A 16,441-nucleotide genomic window follows, 5' to 3' on the forward strand; every position below is an offset into this window, starting at 1 on the left:
AGCAGCCCCGCCGGCTGACTGTCCTTCAATTCCTGCACGCCGTGCGGCAGCGAATCCCTGAGCTGTTGACAGTGCGCCGCGAGCGCCGGCTCTGTCCGGCCGTAGATCGAGATCAGCACATGAACGCGATGCGTCTTCCAGGGATCGTCCCAGTGCTCCGGTGAACTTTCGTCGATGTCACCGAGTTCGTTCGCACGAGGTTTCATGCCCTCCTGAAACTCGCAAGGAAACGTCGCGAGACTTTCCGTAGGCAGGCCAAGGGCGCGGAGGCCTTCAAAGGTGAAGGCGATGTTGAGGGTGGCGTCCGGCTTTGCGCGCCAAAGTGCCGGCGTGACGGCGTTGGTCTCGAGCAGCCGCTGGATGAACGCCCTGGCATCATCAGCGTTTTGGATCTCGAAGAACAAGAACTGCGCGTGCGGAAACGAGGCGTAACCGCGAAGAATGTTGCCTTGAATATTGGTAAGGTTGAGCATCGCCAGACCCCTGCTCTGATCGTTGCGTACTCACAAATCTCCCGGGGACAGCCTCTCGTTCTGGAGACCCTCCCACATTTGCCTGAACTCTCGTTGGAGCACTTCGGGAGGCCGTGGATTGGTTTGAACAAGCCTGACGAACTCGCCGAGGCGGCGTCGGCACAGCAGCGCCATGAGAATCTCGCTTACGCTCGCCTCCGGCTGGTCCGCCAGAAACAGAGTGGTCTTGAGCTGGCACCGCCCGAAATATCCGGAGAGCAGATCGCGCCGATGGATACCTGGGAAGCCAAGGCAGCGTCCCCAAATGGTCGCGACTTCGTTCGGGATATTGCCGGCCAGGGCCAGGACCAAAGGATCGACGCTCTCGCCATCGAATTCGCACATGAACACCAGATAGTCCGACTTGAGCGCATCGAACTTCGCCGGCGTGCCTTGATAGGCGAGACGGTCGACAATGAACATTCGCGCCATGTGGATGATCGGCACATGGCTCAAAGGCGAGCCGCGCGGATAGGCTCGCGGGTCATCCAGCGTGCGCAGAAATGCTCTCAGATCGTCCGATTGATTGGTTGCAATCGGAAACAGGCCTGTGAAGCCGTACTTCTCACCGTTTTGATTAGCCACGTCGCGAACTCCGTTCGACCGGCCTGCTACACTGGTCCAAATGTACCGAGCTTGTTCTGCACGCTGATCAGCAAGCGATCGAACTCGACCGCAAACCGTTCGGGAGACAGTCCGCCCGAATTTTGAAAAAGCTTCTCGACTTCGTTGCGCAGTTCGAGTGCTGCGCGCACATCGCGCACGGATGCGCCCGGATAGGCGCTATAGGAATGATCCGACTCGATCTGATTGCGCTGGATATAGGCCTTGAGCGGCCCGACCGGACGGGCGAACGGATATCCGACGCTCCAGAACCAGACCAGGTCGAGCGGTTTGTAGAGCACGTCGGCGAAGGCTTCGATGTAAGGTCCCCAGGGACCGTTGAAGGTGCTCAGAAAGAACAAATAATCGTAGTGCAAATCTTCCGCCGGCTGGCTGTCGCTCACCCGCGGAAAACTGTCGCGCTTGACGACAACCCAGTGAACAAAGGGCAGAAACGCCAGCTCCTTGGCCGTGACTTGGGTCGATTTGAAGCGATCGAAGATCGACAGCAACACTCCGACGACAAGGGTGCCGAAGCGCGTCATCGGCGTTATCACGTTGAAAGTTACGGCTTTGCCCAATCCATACTGATTACGTGCGCGATCAGCCATGCAACGTCTCGCCATGAATCATTGTGGACTCGGCGAGACACGACGCCGGGTCCACCTGTATAACAATACCTTAGGGAATAGTACAACGTCAGGTAATAACGTTATTACTATTATCGAAAGTCACTGCTCCGTCCAGTGCAATGAATGGTGTCGTGCACAACTGACTCTCGCACATTCGTCATGGCTTGCTAATGCCGGCAAGCATCAAAGGTCTGTCATACAGCGTGACTATCCATGTGATCGCGCAGTTCATCGAGAGCGTACCGACAGCTTCGATCACGTGAGCAATCCCGTCTGCGACTGCGCGATGCCGCTCCGGTGAGCAACCTTTCCGGCGCTGGCGTGACCAACCATAGACGTGGTCGGCGCAATCAGCAGGAAACAAGCCGTGGCAACCAATGAAATCGACGCCATTCGCGCGCTGCTTTCGTCAAAACCGCGGCCGGTCGGATGGGCCGAGCGGCGCGAACGCCTCGATGAAGTGGGTTCGGTCTGGCCGGTGGCCGATGACGTGAAGCTTGAAACAGTCGATTGCGACGGCGTGGCAGGCGAATGGTCGCTGACGCCAGGCAGCGAGCCATCGCGCGTGCTGCTCTATTTCCATGGCGGCGGCTACTGCTCCGGATCGATCCTGAGCCACCGCAGATTGGTCAGTGAAGCCGGGCGCGCCGCGCGCGTTCGAACGCTCGCCATCAATTACCGCCGCGCGCCCGAGCACCCCTATCCCGCCGCGCATGAGGATGCGATGAAGGCTTGGCACTTCCTGCGCAGGCAGGGCATTCCGGCGCACTGCATCGCCGTCGGCGGCGACAGTGCCGGCGGCAATCTTACGCTCGGACTGATCGGCCACTTGCTGAGAGACCGCGAGGACTTGCCCGGCTGCGCCTGGCTGCTCTCGCCATGGACCGATCTCACGATGTCCGGCGCAACCCTTGGCACCAAGGACGCTGTCGATCCGCTCATCCACAAGACCTATCTGGAAGAGCTTGCGGACGCCTATGTGCCTGTCACCACCGATCGCAGTTCACCGCTGATCTCGCCCTTGTTTGGCGATTTCACTGGCTATCCCCCGATGCTGATCCAGGTCGGATCGGCGGAGACGTTGCTGGCGGATGCCACGCGGCTCGCTGAGGCGGCCGGCGCTGCCGAGGTCGAGGTGACGCTGGAGATCTGGCCCCACATGATCCACGCGTGGCCGCTATGGAATGCGAAGCTTAGCTCCGGCCGCCACGCCCTTTCCAGGGCGGAGCAATTCATCCGTGCCCGTTTGGCATAGCGCGTCTGGTGGTCGCTTGAGCCAAAAAACCTCGATTTCGCAGGTTTTTAGCGCCAATGCGTACCAATACGGGACAAATCACGGGGTTTTAGGCGCGCTGAGGTTGTGGTATTCGGAACCTTTAGAATTAGTCCGGTTTGGTGTCGAATGATGGACCTCACCCCCGGGAATTCCACCAGCGCCTTGCGCATTGGTGTGCAGCCGATTGCGGTCACCGCCGTCGGGCTCTTTCTGGTCCTGTTCGGGATCGGCGCGATCGCGCTGTACCGGGTCACTACCGGCACATCGCCGGAGTCCGATCGGGTCATCGCCAGCCGGCAATTGCAGGCCCGCACCGCGCAGGTGTCCGAGCAGCTCGTCGAGAAAACCAAGGGGTTGGAAGCGACCCAGCAGGAATCAATCGACCAGCTCCAGATGGTGCAGGACCAGTTGCAGGCCATGCGCCGGATGCTCGCCTCCCAGCAGGCCGATACGAAGAAGCTGTCCGAGCAGGTCACGGCACTGACCGAAGCGGTCGAGGGCTTGAGGCAATCCTTCGCCAGCGCCCAGGCCAATGAGCCGGCGGCCGAACCCGTCCGCAAACGATCCCGGTCGCACGCGATTCGCAGCGGACGCAAGCGCCGCGGCTGAGTCGGTCGAAATCACCGCCAAACCCCTGACCCGCGGGACATATCCACCGTCGCTGCCGAATCTCGATACGGTTTTTTTCGCCGACTTTGTGAACTAGTTCACATTCGGGAACCTGATTCCGGGGCAAGGTGCCGCCTACCGGATGGCGTGAGCCGATTTCAATATCCGGGGCTGGCAAGGTCGTTGGCGGTATACTGCGTCAACGGCCTTGTTCTTTTAGAGGGCCCCGCTTCCGCCACGGGTGGCCCTTTTCACCGATCGCTTTGGCCGCCTCTCACGCTGGTGACTTGCCAGCGGCAGGCTTTGCTTGCTGAATGCCGCCGCTTTTGAACCCGGTCTCGCCCACCCCTCGATCGGGTCGATGGTCTGCAAAACATTTTGAAATGAGGCCCCGCATGCGCGCTGAATCCCTGCCTTCGGATATCATCGGACTGACAAAAACCGCCCCCTTCTCGCGCCGCGGCTTCATGACGGCTTCGGCCGCCGTTGCAGCCGGCTACACCCTCGCCGCCGGTCCCGTGCGGGCCGACGTGATCAAGACCGATCCCGCCGGCCTCACTGCGGGCGAGGCCAAGATCAAGGTGGCCGATGGCGAGATGCCCGCCTATTTCGCGCGGCCAGCCGGCGTCAGCAATCCGCCGGTCATCCTGGTCGCGATGGAGATTTTCGGTCTGCACGAATACATCAAGGACGTGACGCGCCGGCTCGCCAAGCTCGGCGCGTTTGCGGTGGCGCCCGACTACTATTTCCGCAAGGGCGATCTCACCAAGATCACCGACATTCAGCAGCTCCTGCCGCTCGTGAACGCCAAGCCGGACGCCGAGCTCCTGTCCGACCTCGACGCCACCGTGGCCTGGGCGAAATCGCAAGGCGGCGACACCTCCCGCCTCGGCATTGCCGGCTTCTGCCGCGGCGGACGCACGGTCTGGGAATATGCCGCTCACAACCCCGCGCTGAAGGCGGGCGCCTCGTTCTATGGTCCGCCGGTCGATCCGCAGAACCCGGTTTGGCCGAAGAGCCCGATGCAGCTTGCACCCGAGATGAAGGCGCCGGTGATCGGCTTCTATGGCGAAGCCGACACCGGCATCCCGGTCTCGCAGGTCGAAGCGTTCAAGGCGGCGCTCGCCGCGGACAAGAAGACCGCGGAGTTCAAGATCTATCCGGGGGCACCGCACGGCTTCCATGCCGATTATCGTACGAGCTATCGCAAGGAAGCCGCCGAAGACGCGTGGGCGCAGATGCAGGCCTGGTTCAAGAAATACGGCGTGCTGAGCTGAGGCCGCCATCTGCAAAGCGGTGCGCCAAGAGGCGCAGCGCGTTGGCGGTGACGAGCACGGTGGCGCCGGTATCGGCGAGGATGGCCATCCACAAGGTGGTCACGCCGAACAGAGTGGTAGCAAGGAACACCGCCTTCAGGCCGAGCGCGATCGTGATGTTCTGCCAGATGTTGCCGAGCGTCGCTCGCGACAGGGCGATCAGCTCGGCAACACCGACGACACGGTTCTTGAGCAGGGCCGCGTCCGCGGTCTCCAGCGCCACGTCCGTTCCGCCGCCCATGGCAATGCCGACGGAAGCCGTAGCGAGTGCCGGCGCATCGTTGATGCCGTCGCCGACCATCGCAACCGGACCGGCCTCCTTGAGCCGCCCGATCTCCGCGAGCTTGGCGTCGGGCAGAAGCCCGGCACGCGCCTCAAGCCCGACATGACCGGCGATGTCATCGGCGGTGCGGGCATTGTCGCCAGTCAGCATGATCGTGCGGACACCGCTATCGGTCAGCCGTTTGACGCCTTCATGCGCATCCTCTCGCGGCTCGTCGCGGAGCGCGATCAGCCCCTCGACCACCTTGCCGGACAGCAGGACGACCACCGTCTTGCCCTCGCCTTCGAGCGCGCTGATCCTTTCGACGACGCCGGGATCGACGCTCGCCTGCTCGCTCGCGAACCGGGGCGAACCGACCGAGGCGAAGCCGCTTCTCAGACGTGCCGTCACCGCTTTGCCAGGCGTCACGACACCGCCGCCGAAGGTGGCGGGAAGGTCCAGCCCGCGTCTCTCGGCTTCGTCGATGATGGCGCGCCCGAGCGGGTGACTGGTGCTGCGTTCGACCGCCGCCGCCTTGGCCAGAACCATGTGCTCGTCCGCAACCATCGCGACGACATCCGTCACCTGCGGACGACCACGCGTAAGTGTGCCCGTCTTGTCGAAGGCGACCGTCCTGACCTTGCCCAGCGTCTCGAGCGCGGCTCCGCCCTTGATCAACAATCCCTGCCGGGCACCGGAGGCGAGGCCGGACGCGATGGCGGCCGGAGTGGAGATCACCAATGCGCAGGGACAGGCGATCAGCAGCGTGGCGAGGCCACGGTAGGTCCAGGTCATCCAGTCGCCACCGAAGACGAGCGGCGGGATCAGGACGACAAGCAGCGCGACGAGCATGGCGGCGGGCGTATACCAACGGCTGAAACGGTCGATCATGCGCGCCGTCGGCGCCTTCGACTCCTGCGCTTCTTCCACCATGTGGATGATGCGGGCAATGGTGTTGTCGGTGGCGACACGCGCGATCTCGACACGCAGTTCGCCATTGGCATTGATGCTGCCGACATACACGTTCGCGCCGATTTCTTTGAGAACGGGGACGGACTCGCCGGTCACCGGTGACTCATCGACCTCCGAGGAGCCGTCGATCACGGTGCCGTCCGAGGGCACGCGATCACCGGGGCGAACCACCACGACATCGCCGACCGCGAGATCATCGACCGGAACCTCCTCGACATCGAGAGAAGCCGCGCGCTGACGTCTGGCATTGCGCGGCACGAGATCGATCAACGCTTCGATCCCGGCCCGCGCGCGGCGGGCGGCGACCGTCTCGAGCAATTCGCCCACCGCGAACAGGAAGACGACAACAGCCGCCTCCTCGGCTTCGCCGATGGCAACCGCGCCGAGCGCCGCTGTCGTCATGAGGGTCTCGATGGTAAAGGGCGAGCCGGACAAGGTGCCGGCAACCGCGCGCCGCGCAAAAGGCAGGACACTGACCACCGCCGCCGTCGAATAGAGCCAACGCTCCAGCCCTGGGAACAGGCTGGCAAGCACGAATGCCGATGCAAACAGGACGCCTGTGCCGAGGACGAGCCTGCCCTTGGCTCCCCGCCACAGGGGTTGCCGTTCCCGCTTCCGCGGCGCCTTCCCTCCCAGTGACGACGGCATGCCGGCCGGCGTATAGCCCAGCGCCCTGACCTTATCCTCGATGAGACGCGGCGCAGTGCGGTCCTCGTCGAGCCGGAAGGCGAGCGTTCCGGTCGTAAAGCTGACCTCTATGTCGGTGACTCCAGGCAGCCGACGCATCGCGTTCTCGATCTTGAGCGCACACGCGGCGCAATCCATGCCCTCGATACGCAGTCTGTAGGGATTGGCGGTCGGCACAACGTCACCTCGACGAGTTCTAGCCGAGACGATCGCGGTTGCGCGGCCTAGTCAATTGCCGTTCGACTTCCCAGAACATCAGGACAAAGGCGGCGCCCAGGCCGATGACGATGCCCAGGAAGACGAAGGTGAAGGCGGCGGTGGTGAGCGTGTTCAGCATTTCGAAATCGCTGCAATCGACGTTCCAGCCCCTATGCAGAAACGATGCAGCCTCGATGTGGAAAACACCGAGGCTGCAATCATCATCCCGATAAATTCGCTACAGCGCGCCAGGTTCAGTCACAGACATCAACCGACCTGATGCGCCAGCCATATGACGTCAAGACGCGCTGCTGGGCGACGTAGCAGCCGCCGTAGCCGGAATTGTCGTAATAGCCGTAGTAGGGATCGCCGTAGCCGTAAGAGTCATAAGGCCAGTCGCCATAGAGCCCGTAGCCGAGGCCAACACCAACCGCTGCGGCGGCGAACGGAAATCCACGACGATACCCCCAGCCGGAACGATACCCCCAGCCCGGCCGGTAGAAGCCGCCACGAAATCCGGCCGCACGGAAGCCGCCGGCGCCGATCGCGGCCGAACGGAAGCCGCCTCCGCCGAAGGCCGCGCCGCGGAAGCCTCCACCACCAAAACTGCCGCCGCGGAAACCACCGCCGCCAAAACCGCCACCACGAAAGCCACCGCCGCCAAAGCCGCCTCCGTGAAAGCCACCGCCGCCGCCAAACCCGCCGCGCGCGGACGCCGTATCTATCGTCAAAATTCCAAGCGAGGCTACCGCCAGCAAGGCAACCATCGTTTTACGCAACATCACTGCACCTCCATCACGGCCTGCCAATACCGGCGCGGCCTGCGCCAGCCATCGCAAGCGCCCGCCACAATCTAGAGCGAGTTCCGGGAGTGCGGTTGAACAATGCGCTCACTTCTGCGCGACCGAAAGGCCGGGCAGAAGTGATCTAGCAGCCTTTGCAGATGCCCTTGATCTTGCGATCGAGCGGCGCGTCCTCAGCATCGATCGCTGAATCTTCCCCGGTCCTCTGCCGGCCGGCTGCAGAGCCGGTCGTGGTCCCCGGACCGGAGGAGGATTGTGCAGTGCCAGCGCTGTTGGTCCCTGGCGGTGGGTTCGCAGTGGTATTGGTGTTGCCGGGGTTGATGGCCTGGTTGCTCTGGCCGCCGACCGAACCGGACGGCGAGCCACCGGTGCCGGTGGTCCCTGTGGCGCTGCCGGTGCCTCCGGAAGGTCCGCCCGCCGCACCTCCCGCGCTTGCGCCACCGGCGCCACCACCACCTGCTCCGCCCCCACCGCCCCCGCCCCCGCCGCCTCCTCCGCCTTGGGCAAGCGACATCGCGGGCGCCGCGAGAACCGCGAGAGCGGTGATGAAGATCGCAAGCGATTTCCTGGTCATGAGCGTCTCCCTTATCCTGTCGTGCTAACGATGGGATAAGCCGGCCGTTCCTTACCGGAACCAAACGCTCCGGGAGCCATTGGGCCCGGCGCAGTGCGAGGTGCGAGGATGCGCAAACTGATCGCTTTCGACGAGGATACGTTCGACAAGCTCAAGCAGCTCGGGCGCGACAGGATGGCGACATTTCAGGAATTGGCCGATGAAGCGTTCGCAGACCTGCTCAAGAAGCACGGCATTCCGATCGATCTGCGCGACGCGTTACGTAAAAGCGCCGCGAAGTCGAAGACAGATACCGCCAAGTCGGCAGCGCCGAAGTCAAGGAAAGGACGTTCCGAAGCGTGACGCCGCTCGGACCGTTAACCGATCTTGCGGAGGCCCTTTTTGAAGCGCGGCCCGTTGAGCTGATAGAACTTCGCCGCGCTTCCCATCTTCGCGACCTGCGCAGGATCCAGCGCCCGGATCACCCGCGCGGGCGAACCGATGATCAGCGAGTGCGGCGGAAACTCCTTGCCCTCGGTGATCACAGAGCCCGCGCCGACGATGCTCTCGCGGCCGATGCGTGCGCCGTTCATCACGATCGATCCCATGCCGACCAGGGCGCCCTCTTCCAGAGTGCAGCCGTGCAGGATCACATTGTGGCCGACGGTGACGTTCTTGCCGATCACGAGCGGAAAGCCGAGGTCGGTGTGGCAGGTGGAATTGTCCTGGACGTTGGCGCCTTCGCCGACTTCGATCCACTCATTGTCACCGCGCAGCACCGCGCCGAACCACACGCTGGCCCCGCTGAGCAGGCGCACCTTGCCGATTACGGTTGCGGTGTCCGCGATGAAATAGTTGCCGTCGGCCGGCAGATCGGGCCCCTGCCCGTCCAGTTCATAGATCGCCATGGATGTCTCCTCTTTCGAGGCGACATTGGCACAGCGGTCAAAGGCTTTTCAAGCGAGCGACCAAGGCGTTTTCGAGCGAAGTGGATACCGGTTCGCGTGAAGAAAACGCGTCAAAACAAAAATCCAGAGCTTCGGTTCTGATTCCATCAGAGCCGAAGCTCTAGGGAACAATGGTAAAGCAGCGCTCAGACGAGAACGCCGGCGGCGCGCAATGTCATCAGGAAGAAGGTGCCGGACATCAGGCTCCAGAAGCCGGCGATGATGGTCGCCATCATCACGAATTCGAAGCGGCGGCTTTCGATCTTGGCGCCACGCAGCGTGTTGCGCATGATGATGAAGGGCGCGGCGAACACCAGGAACGGCACCGCGGCGAAAGTCCTTGGCGCCGCGCCTTCCTGCAACAGGCCGAAGCCGGCCGGCCGCTGCGCCATCGCTTGATAGCCGCTGGTAAGTGCGCCGGCGAGCGCGAAGCCGAGGCAAAGGGCGAAGAACGAGTTCAGCGCATCGGGCGACATGGCAAACTTCCGCTACTCAACAGACCGCGCGCTTCCTTTGGCAAAATTGCCGCTCCGCCGCCACATCATCCTTAAGAAAGGGTTAACATGGAAGCTACATTGCTACCTTTACGCATGACTCACCGCTTGCCGGATTCCCTGAAATCGTACGGAAATTGGCCGCCGCGTGGCATATTCGCCGGATGATTCGGCATCACGCGAACCCATCCATTCTCGTTCGATGACATTGCTCTCGACGGCCCAGCACCTTGCGCGCGACACGCGCAGGAATCCGCGCGCGCACATCGTGCCGATCCTGATCGCAGCCGCCCTCGCCTGCGGCGCGATCGCGCTGGTCACCTACCTGTTGTGGCCGACCTGGACCACCGTACCCTCAAGCGATCCGTCGAGACTGCCGGTCAGTGTCGGCGGCACGCTGTTCAACGTGCCGACGGCGGCGGTGCGCATGAAGATCCAGCGCCACTCGGGCGCGCAGGAGCGCGTCGATCTCAGCTTTGCCTATCCCTCGCTCGAACCGCCGGCGCGCAAGCATGTCACCGCCGAGACGGTGGAGGACAAGGTGCAGCCGATCGACAGGATCTTTCTTTCGATCGCGGCACATCACGATTCACTTGCGCCCGACACCCGCCTGCGCACAATCTATCCGCGCTATCTCGATCAAGCGGCAAGCACGGACGACGACCTGACGATGCGCGCGTTCCGCGACGGTTCGCCCTATGGCGGCGAGGATTTATTCACGTCGACGTCGCCCACCTTCAGCGCCCGCTGCACGCGCGACGCGCCGACGCCCGGCATGTGCCTGAGCGAACGCCGCGTCGACGGCGCCGACTTCACTTATCGCTTTCCGCGAAGCTGGCTCTCACGATGGCGCGACGTCGCCGCCGCCATGGACCGCCTGACGACGCAATTGCGCGGCCCGAGAGGGTAATGGTGATTTCGTAGAATCTTGTAGGGTGGGCAAAGCGCAGCGTGCCCACCTTTCTTGCATCGCCCGTGGATGGTGGGCACGCTGCGCTTTGCCCGCCCTACGGACTACAGGCCGGCGCAGGCCTACTCAGCCAGATCCTCTTCGAGGATCGCCATCTGGAATTGGAATGAGCGATCGTCGTCTTCATCGTCGACGAAGAGGACGCCGACGAACTCCTCGCCAATATAGACTTCGGCGGAGTCGTCTTTCTTGGGCCGCGGCACGACGCGGATCTTCGGATTACCGAAGACGCGCTTGAGATATGCGTCAAGTTTCCTGACTTCCTGAACGTCCACGGGCGGTCTCCAATCGGATCGATGATTTGGGACGGAGTTTTAGGACGGGACGGCGGCAATCGCCAGAGCCTTTTCGGCTCTGGCACAATCTAATATTTGCAATCGAAACGATCGCGAAACACGAGTGAAATCAAAGCCCGATCGCGTTGAGCATCTGGTCCATGGTGCGCGACGGCTCGGCGCAGCCGGCCTCCCCCACGATCTTCGCCGGTACGCCTGCGACCGTGACATTGTGCGGTACCGGCTTGACGACGACCGAGCCCGCGGCGATGCGCGCGCAATGACCAACCTCGATATTGCCGAGGATCTTGGCGCCGGCGCCGATCATCACGCCATGGCGAATCTTCGGATGGCGATCCTCGTTCTCCTTGCCGGTGCCGCCGAGGGTGACGCCATGCAGGATCGAAACATCATCGTCGATCACGGCGGTCTCGCCGCAGACAAAACCGGTAGCGTGGTCGAGGAAGATACCGCGGCCGATCTTGGCGGCTGGATTGATGTCGGTCTGGAAGACTTCCGACGAGCGGCTCTGCAGATAAGAAGCAAAATCCTTGCGGCCCTTCAGATGGAGCCAGTGCGCGAGCCGATGCGTCTGCAGCGCATGGAAGCCCTTGAAGTAGAGCAAGGGGTCGATGAAGCGCGAGGTCGCGGGATCGCGGTCGTAGACGGCGACGAGATCGGCGCGGAAGGCGTTGCCGATATCGGGCTCATCACGCAACGCCTCGTCATAGGTCTGGCGGATCAGATCGCCCGACAGCGCCGAATGGTCGAGCCGCTCGGCCAGCCGATGCACGATCGAATCTTCCAGGCGCTCGTGATGCAGCACCGCGGAATAGATGAAGGTGGCAAGCTCCGGCTCGCGGCGAACGATCTCCTCGGCCTCGCTCCTGATCCGGTCCCAGATCGGATCGAGCGCGGCGAGCTTGCCGCCTTGCGGATTGACCTGATGCACTGCCATGGCTGGCCTCGCGTGATCTTTGCAGAGCATGATCTTCTTGGAGAACCGGTCCCCACTTTTCCGGATCATGCCCCAGTTTCGGTGTGCGCTATAGCACGGTTGAGCGACGCTTGTCCCGGTGCGGTTCGGCAAAGGATAAGCCTCGCTTAACCGCTATGCGGAGACGTCACATCCAATTGGTCGGCATTTGCCGGAAATCAAGCAGGCTTAAGTTCGATTTCCGTAGAAGAACATTCTCCTGGCGTAGAAGATCATTCTCTTTGCGACAGGAAGTCGATCACGCCGGTCTTGTAGACCTTGTCGCCCACCGCCCGCATGTGATCGCGGTTCGGGATGGCAAGCACTTGCGACCGCGGGATGACGCGGCCGAGCGCTTCGGCCGAGCCCGCGATCTCGTCATTGCTGCCGACCGCGATCAGGACGGGCACGTCGATGTCGGCGGCCTCCTGCCGTGTCATCAGCCGCCTCGAGCCGCGCAGGCAGGCGGCGAGCGCAGAGCGGTCGGAGCGGGTCTGATCGGCAAAGGCACGGAAGGTGCGACCGACCGGATCGGTGACATCCTCCAGCGAGGGCGCCTCCAGCGCGACAGCGACATTCTCCCCGGGACCGCCGCCCTCGATCAGGCCGATGCCGATGCCGCCGAGAATCGCCGAGCGCAACCGCTGCGGCTCGTTGTGCGCCAGCACCGCCGTCATCCGTGAGCCCAGCGAATAACCCATGATATCCGCGCGCGGGATGCCAAGATGATCCATCAGCGCGATCACGTCGCTTGCCATGATGGCGATGTCGTACTCTGCGGGATCGTAGAGCTTGGCGGACTCGCCGTGGCCGCGATTGTCGAGCGCGATCACGCGGCGGCCATCCTTGCGCAGTTCCGAGACCCAGCCGGGATAGACCCAGTTCACGTTCTTGCTCGAGGCAAAGCCGTGCACGAGGAAAATCGGATCGCCCTCGCCTTCGTCGAGATAGGCGATCTCAACAGCGCCGTGATGAAAACTCGGCATCGCGCCTTCCGTTGTTTGAGGGATTTTCTTGGATTGACGACCGGCGAACGATCGCAGAGCTTAGCGGCAGGCGGTAGCGCCCGCCACCGCAGCCTCGGATGCCGCTTGTGCCATCGCGAGTTGTTTCCGCAAGCGCCGCGCCTTGCTCCGGCGCAGCCATGCCAGCGTCAGGCGTTCGGTGGTTGCCTTGATTGAGGACAGGAAGCCGAACAGCGTCAGCAGCGCGCCGAACAGCCACATAGTGAGGTTGAAGGCGCCGGCGGCAAGCAGCAGCGCGCCGCGGCCGAACAGTTTCAGGATCGCGCGGGTCTGGCTGCCCTTTGCTTCCGCGAGCCGCGCGGCGCGCGCGACATCCTTCGGTCCCTCCGCGATCTTGAGCGTCTCCAGCGCGCCGCGGGTGCCGGCTTTTTCGCCGATGCGCCCGACATCCTTGGCAAGGCGAACCAGAGCCCCGGCCTTTTCCACGCGGAACGCCGCCTTGATCGCGGTCATGGTCTGGCCCGGACGGAGCGCCGAAGCCGAGGCCACCGCCTCCTGCAGCATCGGCGCATCCACGACCTGGCGCGCGGAGCGGCCAGCCCAGGCCGAGAGCCCCTCGCTGATCCGGCCGACCTTGCGCGCATCCTTCACCAGCGACAGCCCGGCGCGCACCGGCGCGACACCGCCGACGGAAACATAGGTCGCAGCCGTCACTGCAAGGCCGGCGGCGGCGAGGCCAAGAATGAGATGATCGGTCTCCTCGCCCATCGCCAGATGCTTGCCTTCGCGCACGACATCCCTGACATCGCCGAAAACAAAAAGATCACCCGCGACCGTGCCGGACAGGCTGGCGAGATCGTCCGCGGTGCCGGTGACGAGGCCCGTGGCAAAGCGCTTGGCGACATGCGAGGTCGAGCTCGCTTCCGCAACCGCATCGTTCACGCGCGTGGTCAGTCCATCGCTGATTGCGACATTCTTCTCACGCGCGAGTTCGAGAAAGCTGTTGGCGAGATCGGCGTCATCAGCAGCCAGCGCCTGCTCGATATTCTGCTCGATCAGGCGCTCGTCATTCCGTAAAGCAGAACTGATCTGCAGGTCGGCCAATTGCGCCGGCTCGTCTTGTGCGGCCAGCATGGCATACGCGTCGCTGGCATACGGCCACAGCGCGACGCCGGCGGCGATGCTCACCAGCATCCCTGCCACCCCTATACTGACCCGCGCTCGCTTCATTCGATAAAACCCAGGGTTTTGCTCAACTTGGAAATAGTGTGCCGTTTTTAAGACACAACAGCCCCGACGAAAGAAGGGCTTCTCTCCGACGACAAGATTGTGTCGAATTTGCATGAGCAAATGGATGGTCGGGGCTCTAGGAATCAACTCCACCCGCCAGTATGGTGCCGGGCATTTCGCAGTGCCGCATCGCGTTAATTGCGTCCGTCCGTTATTGCCATCCCAAGGTGAAGATATGTCCGACCACGTCGTCCCGCACTTCCATAACGATGCCGGAGTCTCGGTGATCGAGATCGGCTCGCAGGAGTTCATGTGCGTGGGCGCGAACCCGCCGTTCGACCATCCGCATGTATTCCTCGATCTCGGCAATGACAACGAGATCATCTGCCCCTACTGCTCGACGCTGTATCGCTTCGCGCCCGATCTCGCGGCCGGCGAAGCCCGCCCGCCCGAATGCGTGCTGAAGGACAAAGTCGCCTGACTGCTCATGGCTGATTGATCCGTGGCGATCACGCGCACCGTTGTCGTCGCTGGTGCCGGGATCGGAGGACTGACAGCTTCGCTGGCGCTCGCGGCGAAGGGCTTTCGTGTCGTCATCCTGGAAAAGGCGCCGCGGCTGGAGGAAGTCGGCGCGGGCCTGCAGCTTTCACCCAATGCCAGCAGCGTCCTGGTCGGTCTCGGCCTCGAACCGCGGCTTGCGCCGCGCGCGGTGACGCCGGAAGCGATCAGCGTTCTCAGCGCGCGCGCGGGTGGCGAGATCGCCCGCCTGCCGCTCGGCGAGGCCGCGAGCACGCGCGCCGGCTCACCCTATTGGGTGGTGCATCGCGCCGATTTGCAAGGAGCGCTGCAGGCAGAGGTTGAGGATCATCCCGACATCGAACTCCGCCTGGGCTGGCAGTTCGAGGATGTCGCCGACCACGCCAGAGGACTGACGGTGGCCGCGCGGTGCGGCGACGCGCGGCAGCATGAGTTGGCGGCGGCGCTGATCGGCGCCGACGGCATCCGGTCGTCCGTGCGCAGCCGCCTGTTCCCGGAACTGCATCCACGGTTTTCCGGGCTGATCGCCTGGCGCGGCACGCTCGATGCGAAGGCGCTGCCGCGCGAATCCGCCTCGCCGCGGGTGCAACTCTGGATGGGACCGAACGCGCATCTGGTCGCCTATCCGATCGCCGCAGCACGACGGATCAATGTGGTCGCGATCGTGCCGGGAACCTGGAACCGGCCGGGCTGGAGCGAGGCCGGCGATGCGGGCGAGATCAAGAACGCGTTCTCCGCCGATTGGCCCGACAGCGCGCGGACGCTGATCGGCGCGGTCGAGGAATGGCGGCGCTGGGCGCTGTTCACGATGCCCGAGGTCAGCGAATGGAGCGCGGGCGCGGTCGCCCTGCTCGGCGACGCCGTGCACGGGATGCTGCCCTTTGCTGCGCAAGGCGCGGGCATGGCGATCGAGGACGCCGCCGTGCTTGCCAACTGCCTCTCTGGCTGCACCGGCGAGGACATCTCCGGCATTCCCGCGGCGCTGAAGCGCTACACCAGGCTGCGCCGCGGGCGCGTCGATCGGGTGGCGCGCACCGCGCAGCGACAAGGGCGCATCTATCACCTCACAGGACCGATGGCGCTGACGCGCGATCTCGTCATCCGGGCGATGGGTCCGCAGCGAATGCGGGCGCGGCAGGACTGGATCTATGATTGGCGGGCGTGAAGGCGCGATTCAGCGCGAACGCGCGCCTCGGGCGGGCGCCGGTGGCACGATCGGCGCCGGCGCCGCCACGATCGTCTCATGGCATCTGTTGCGTCGCCAGTTTTCCTCGGCGAGCTTCTGCTGCGCGCGCACCGCGACGTAATCGTTGCGGTAGGCCACCTCCGCCACCACGGCGCCGCCGACCCCGGTCTCCGCCTTCGACATCAGCCCCTGCAACTCCGCCGCGCGCGACGTCAGCGCCGCGCGCTCCGTTTCGAGTTGCTTGCAGTCGTAAAGATCGTATTTCGCGGGATCGACGAAGGCCGGGCTGAGCGTCTCGCCCATCTGGGCGCAGCCGCAAAGCAGGCCGCCAAGCGCAAGCAGCGCGGCGGTCACGGCCGCGCGCGGCGGCAGGTGGCGGAAGGTGCGGATGGACATAGCGCCTTGATAAACGGTTAAGTGTTGAGATTGGCTAAAGCA

20 protein-coding genes and 1 pseudogene are annotated in these 16,441 nt (G+C 63.6%); 7 read left to right on the forward strand and 14 right to left on the reverse strand.

The genetic code is table 11. The features are described 5' to 3' along the window. Window positions 1–35: 35 nt before the first annotated feature. The 3 genes and pseudogenes from ACZXDY_RS06830 to ACZXDY_RS06840 all read right to left on the reverse strand — a co-directional run. Window positions 36–473 (reverse strand): annotated as a pseudogene (locus tag ACZXDY_RS06830) (hypothetical protein); the annotation flags it as partial. 30 nt (window positions 474–503) lie between these two features. Beyond that, window positions 504–1,097, reverse strand: a complete 594-nt coding sequence (locus ACZXDY_RS06835) for a hypothetical protein (RefSeq protein ID WP_464344948.1) — start codon at window positions 1,095–1,097, stop codon at window positions 504–506. Window positions 1,098–1,123: 26 nt separating this feature from the next. Further along, window positions 1,124–1,726, reverse strand: a complete 603-nt coding sequence (locus tag ACZXDY_RS06840; protein ID WP_155255119.1) for a hypothetical protein — start codon at window positions 1,724–1,726, stop codon at window positions 1,124–1,126. Between the two features lie 388 nt (window positions 1,727–2,114). Here ACZXDY_RS06840 and ACZXDY_RS06845 point away from each other — a divergent pair, with 388 nt between their 5' ends. From ACZXDY_RS06845 to ACZXDY_RS06855, 3 genes are all read left to right on the forward strand, one after another. Further along, entirely contained in the window at window positions 2,115–3,002 is an 888-nt protein-coding gene (locus ACZXDY_RS06845; protein ID WP_464344949.1) for an alpha/beta hydrolase, read from the forward strand. 147 nt (window positions 3,003–3,149) lie between these two features. Continuing rightward, window positions 3,150–3,632 (forward strand): hypothetical protein, encoded by a 483-nt coding sequence (locus ACZXDY_RS06850; RefSeq protein WP_028163210.1) that lies wholly within the window; start codon window positions 3,150–3,152, stop codon window positions 3,630–3,632. Between the two features lie 467 nt (window positions 3,633–4,099). Beyond that, window positions 4,100–4,909 carry a dienelactone hydrolase family protein gene (locus ACZXDY_RS06855; RefSeq protein ID WP_464345001.1) on the forward strand — a complete coding sequence of 270 codons (810 nt, stop codon included), beginning with the start codon at window positions 4,100–4,102 and terminating at the stop codon, window positions 4,907–4,909. On the opposite strand, the gene ACZXDY_RS06860 is transcribed toward ACZXDY_RS06855, so the two are convergent. The 4 genes from ACZXDY_RS06860 to ACZXDY_RS06875 all read right to left on the reverse strand — a co-directional run bounded on the left by ACZXDY_RS06860 (window position 4,884) and on the right by ACZXDY_RS06875 (window position 8,444). After that, window positions 4,884–7,046: a heavy metal translocating P-type ATPase gene (locus ACZXDY_RS06860; RefSeq protein WP_464344950.1), complete on the reverse strand. Its 2,163-nt coding sequence runs from the start codon at window positions 7,044–7,046 to the stop codon at window positions 4,884–4,886. The two genes, ACZXDY_RS06855 and ACZXDY_RS06860, sit on opposite strands and share 26 nt — an antisense overlap. A 19-nt stretch (window positions 7,047–7,065) precedes the next feature. Next, window positions 7,066–7,206 carry a hypothetical protein gene (locus ACZXDY_RS06865; protein WP_155255118.1) on the reverse strand — a complete coding sequence of 47 codons (141 nt, stop codon included), beginning with the start codon at window positions 7,204–7,206 and terminating at the stop codon, window positions 7,066–7,068. Window positions 7,207–7,321: 115 nt separating this feature from the next. Beyond that, the gene (locus tag ACZXDY_RS06870; protein ID WP_155255117.1) at window positions 7,322–7,849 is read right to left on the reverse strand and encodes a hypothetical protein; all 528 of its coding nucleotides are present in this window, start codon (window positions 7,847–7,849) and stop codon (window positions 7,322–7,324) included. Window positions 7,850–7,994: 145 nt separating this feature from the next. Continuing rightward, complete coding sequence (locus ACZXDY_RS06875; protein WP_464344951.1) at window positions 7,995–8,444, reverse strand: hypothetical protein; 450 nt, start codon at window positions 8,442–8,444, stop codon at window positions 7,995–7,997. Between the two features lie 108 nt (window positions 8,445–8,552). Between ACZXDY_RS06875 and ACZXDY_RS06880 the strand changes: the two genes are divergently transcribed. Beyond that, window positions 8,553–8,786: a hypothetical protein gene (locus tag ACZXDY_RS06880; protein ID WP_028163206.1), complete on the forward strand. Its 234-nt coding sequence runs from the start codon at window positions 8,553–8,555 to the stop codon at window positions 8,784–8,786. A 14-nt stretch (window positions 8,787–8,800) separates the two neighbouring features. Here ACZXDY_RS06880 and ACZXDY_RS06885 read toward each other — a convergent pair whose 3' ends face one another. Both ACZXDY_RS06885 and ACZXDY_RS06890 read right to left on the reverse strand, forming a co-directional pair. Further along, complete coding sequence (locus ACZXDY_RS06885) at window positions 8,801–9,331, reverse strand: gamma carbonic anhydrase family protein (RefSeq protein WP_028163205.1); 531 nt, start codon at window positions 9,329–9,331, stop codon at window positions 8,801–8,803. A 185-nt stretch (window positions 9,332–9,516) separates the two neighbouring features. After that, complete coding sequence (locus ACZXDY_RS06890; RefSeq protein ID WP_028163204.1) at window positions 9,517–9,846, reverse strand: DUF6949 family protein; 330 nt, start codon at window positions 9,844–9,846, stop codon at window positions 9,517–9,519. A 220-nt stretch (window positions 9,847–10,066) separates the two neighbouring features. On the opposite strand from ACZXDY_RS06890, the gene ACZXDY_RS06895 reads away from it, so the two are divergent. Beyond that, entirely contained in the window at window positions 10,067–10,774 is a 708-nt protein-coding gene (locus ACZXDY_RS06895; protein ID WP_464344952.1) for a hypothetical protein, read from the forward strand. Window positions 10,775–10,896: 122 nt separating this feature from the next. Here the strand turns inward: ACZXDY_RS06895 and ACZXDY_RS06900 are convergent, their stop codons facing one another. The 4 genes from ACZXDY_RS06900 to ACZXDY_RS06915 all read right to left on the reverse strand — a co-directional run bounded on the left by ACZXDY_RS06900 (window position 10,897) and on the right by ACZXDY_RS06915 (window position 14,280). Then, window positions 10,897–11,109, reverse strand: coding sequence for a DUF3126 family protein (locus ACZXDY_RS06900; RefSeq protein WP_027583509.1), 213 nt, complete (start codon window positions 11,107–11,109; stop codon window positions 10,897–10,899). A 130-nt stretch (window positions 11,110–11,239) separates the two neighbouring features. Further along, window positions 11,240–12,067: a serine O-acetyltransferase gene (gene cysE, locus ACZXDY_RS06905; RefSeq protein ID WP_028166277.1), complete on the reverse strand. Its 828-nt coding sequence runs from the start codon at window positions 12,065–12,067 to the stop codon at window positions 11,240–11,242. Window positions 12,068–12,318: 251 nt separating this feature from the next. Further along, window positions 12,319–13,071 (reverse strand): alpha/beta fold hydrolase, encoded by a 753-nt coding sequence (locus ACZXDY_RS06910; RefSeq protein WP_464344953.1) that lies wholly within the window; start codon window positions 13,069–13,071, stop codon window positions 12,319–12,321. A 60-nt stretch (window positions 13,072–13,131) separates the two neighbouring features. Continuing rightward, the gene (locus ACZXDY_RS06915) at window positions 13,132–14,280 is read right to left on the reverse strand and encodes a hypothetical protein (RefSeq protein ID WP_464344954.1); all 1,149 of its coding nucleotides are present in this window, start codon (window positions 14,278–14,280) and stop codon (window positions 13,132–13,134) included. A 235-nt stretch (window positions 14,281–14,515) separates the two neighbouring features. Here ACZXDY_RS06915 and ACZXDY_RS06920 point away from each other — a divergent pair, with 235 nt between their 5' ends. After that, complete coding sequence (locus ACZXDY_RS06920) at window positions 14,516–14,761, forward strand: zinc-finger domain-containing protein (RefSeq protein ID WP_021077734.1); 246 nt, start codon at window positions 14,516–14,518, stop codon at window positions 14,759–14,761. Window positions 14,762–14,782: 21 nt separating this feature from the next. Beyond that, entirely contained in the window at window positions 14,783–15,982 is a 1,200-nt protein-coding gene (locus ACZXDY_RS06925; RefSeq protein ID WP_464344955.1) for an FAD-dependent monooxygenase, read from the forward strand. Between the two features lie 9 nt (window positions 15,983–15,991). Here the strand turns inward: ACZXDY_RS06925 and ACZXDY_RS06930 are convergent, their stop codons facing one another. Then, window positions 15,992–16,399 (reverse strand): twin-arginine translocation pathway signal, encoded by a 408-nt coding sequence (locus ACZXDY_RS06930; RefSeq protein ID WP_464344956.1) that lies wholly within the window; start codon window positions 16,397–16,399, stop codon window positions 15,992–15,994. Between the last annotated feature and the right edge of the window lie 42 nt (window positions 16,400–16,441).

This window comes from Bradyrhizobium sp. LeoB3, from assembly GCF_055456055.1.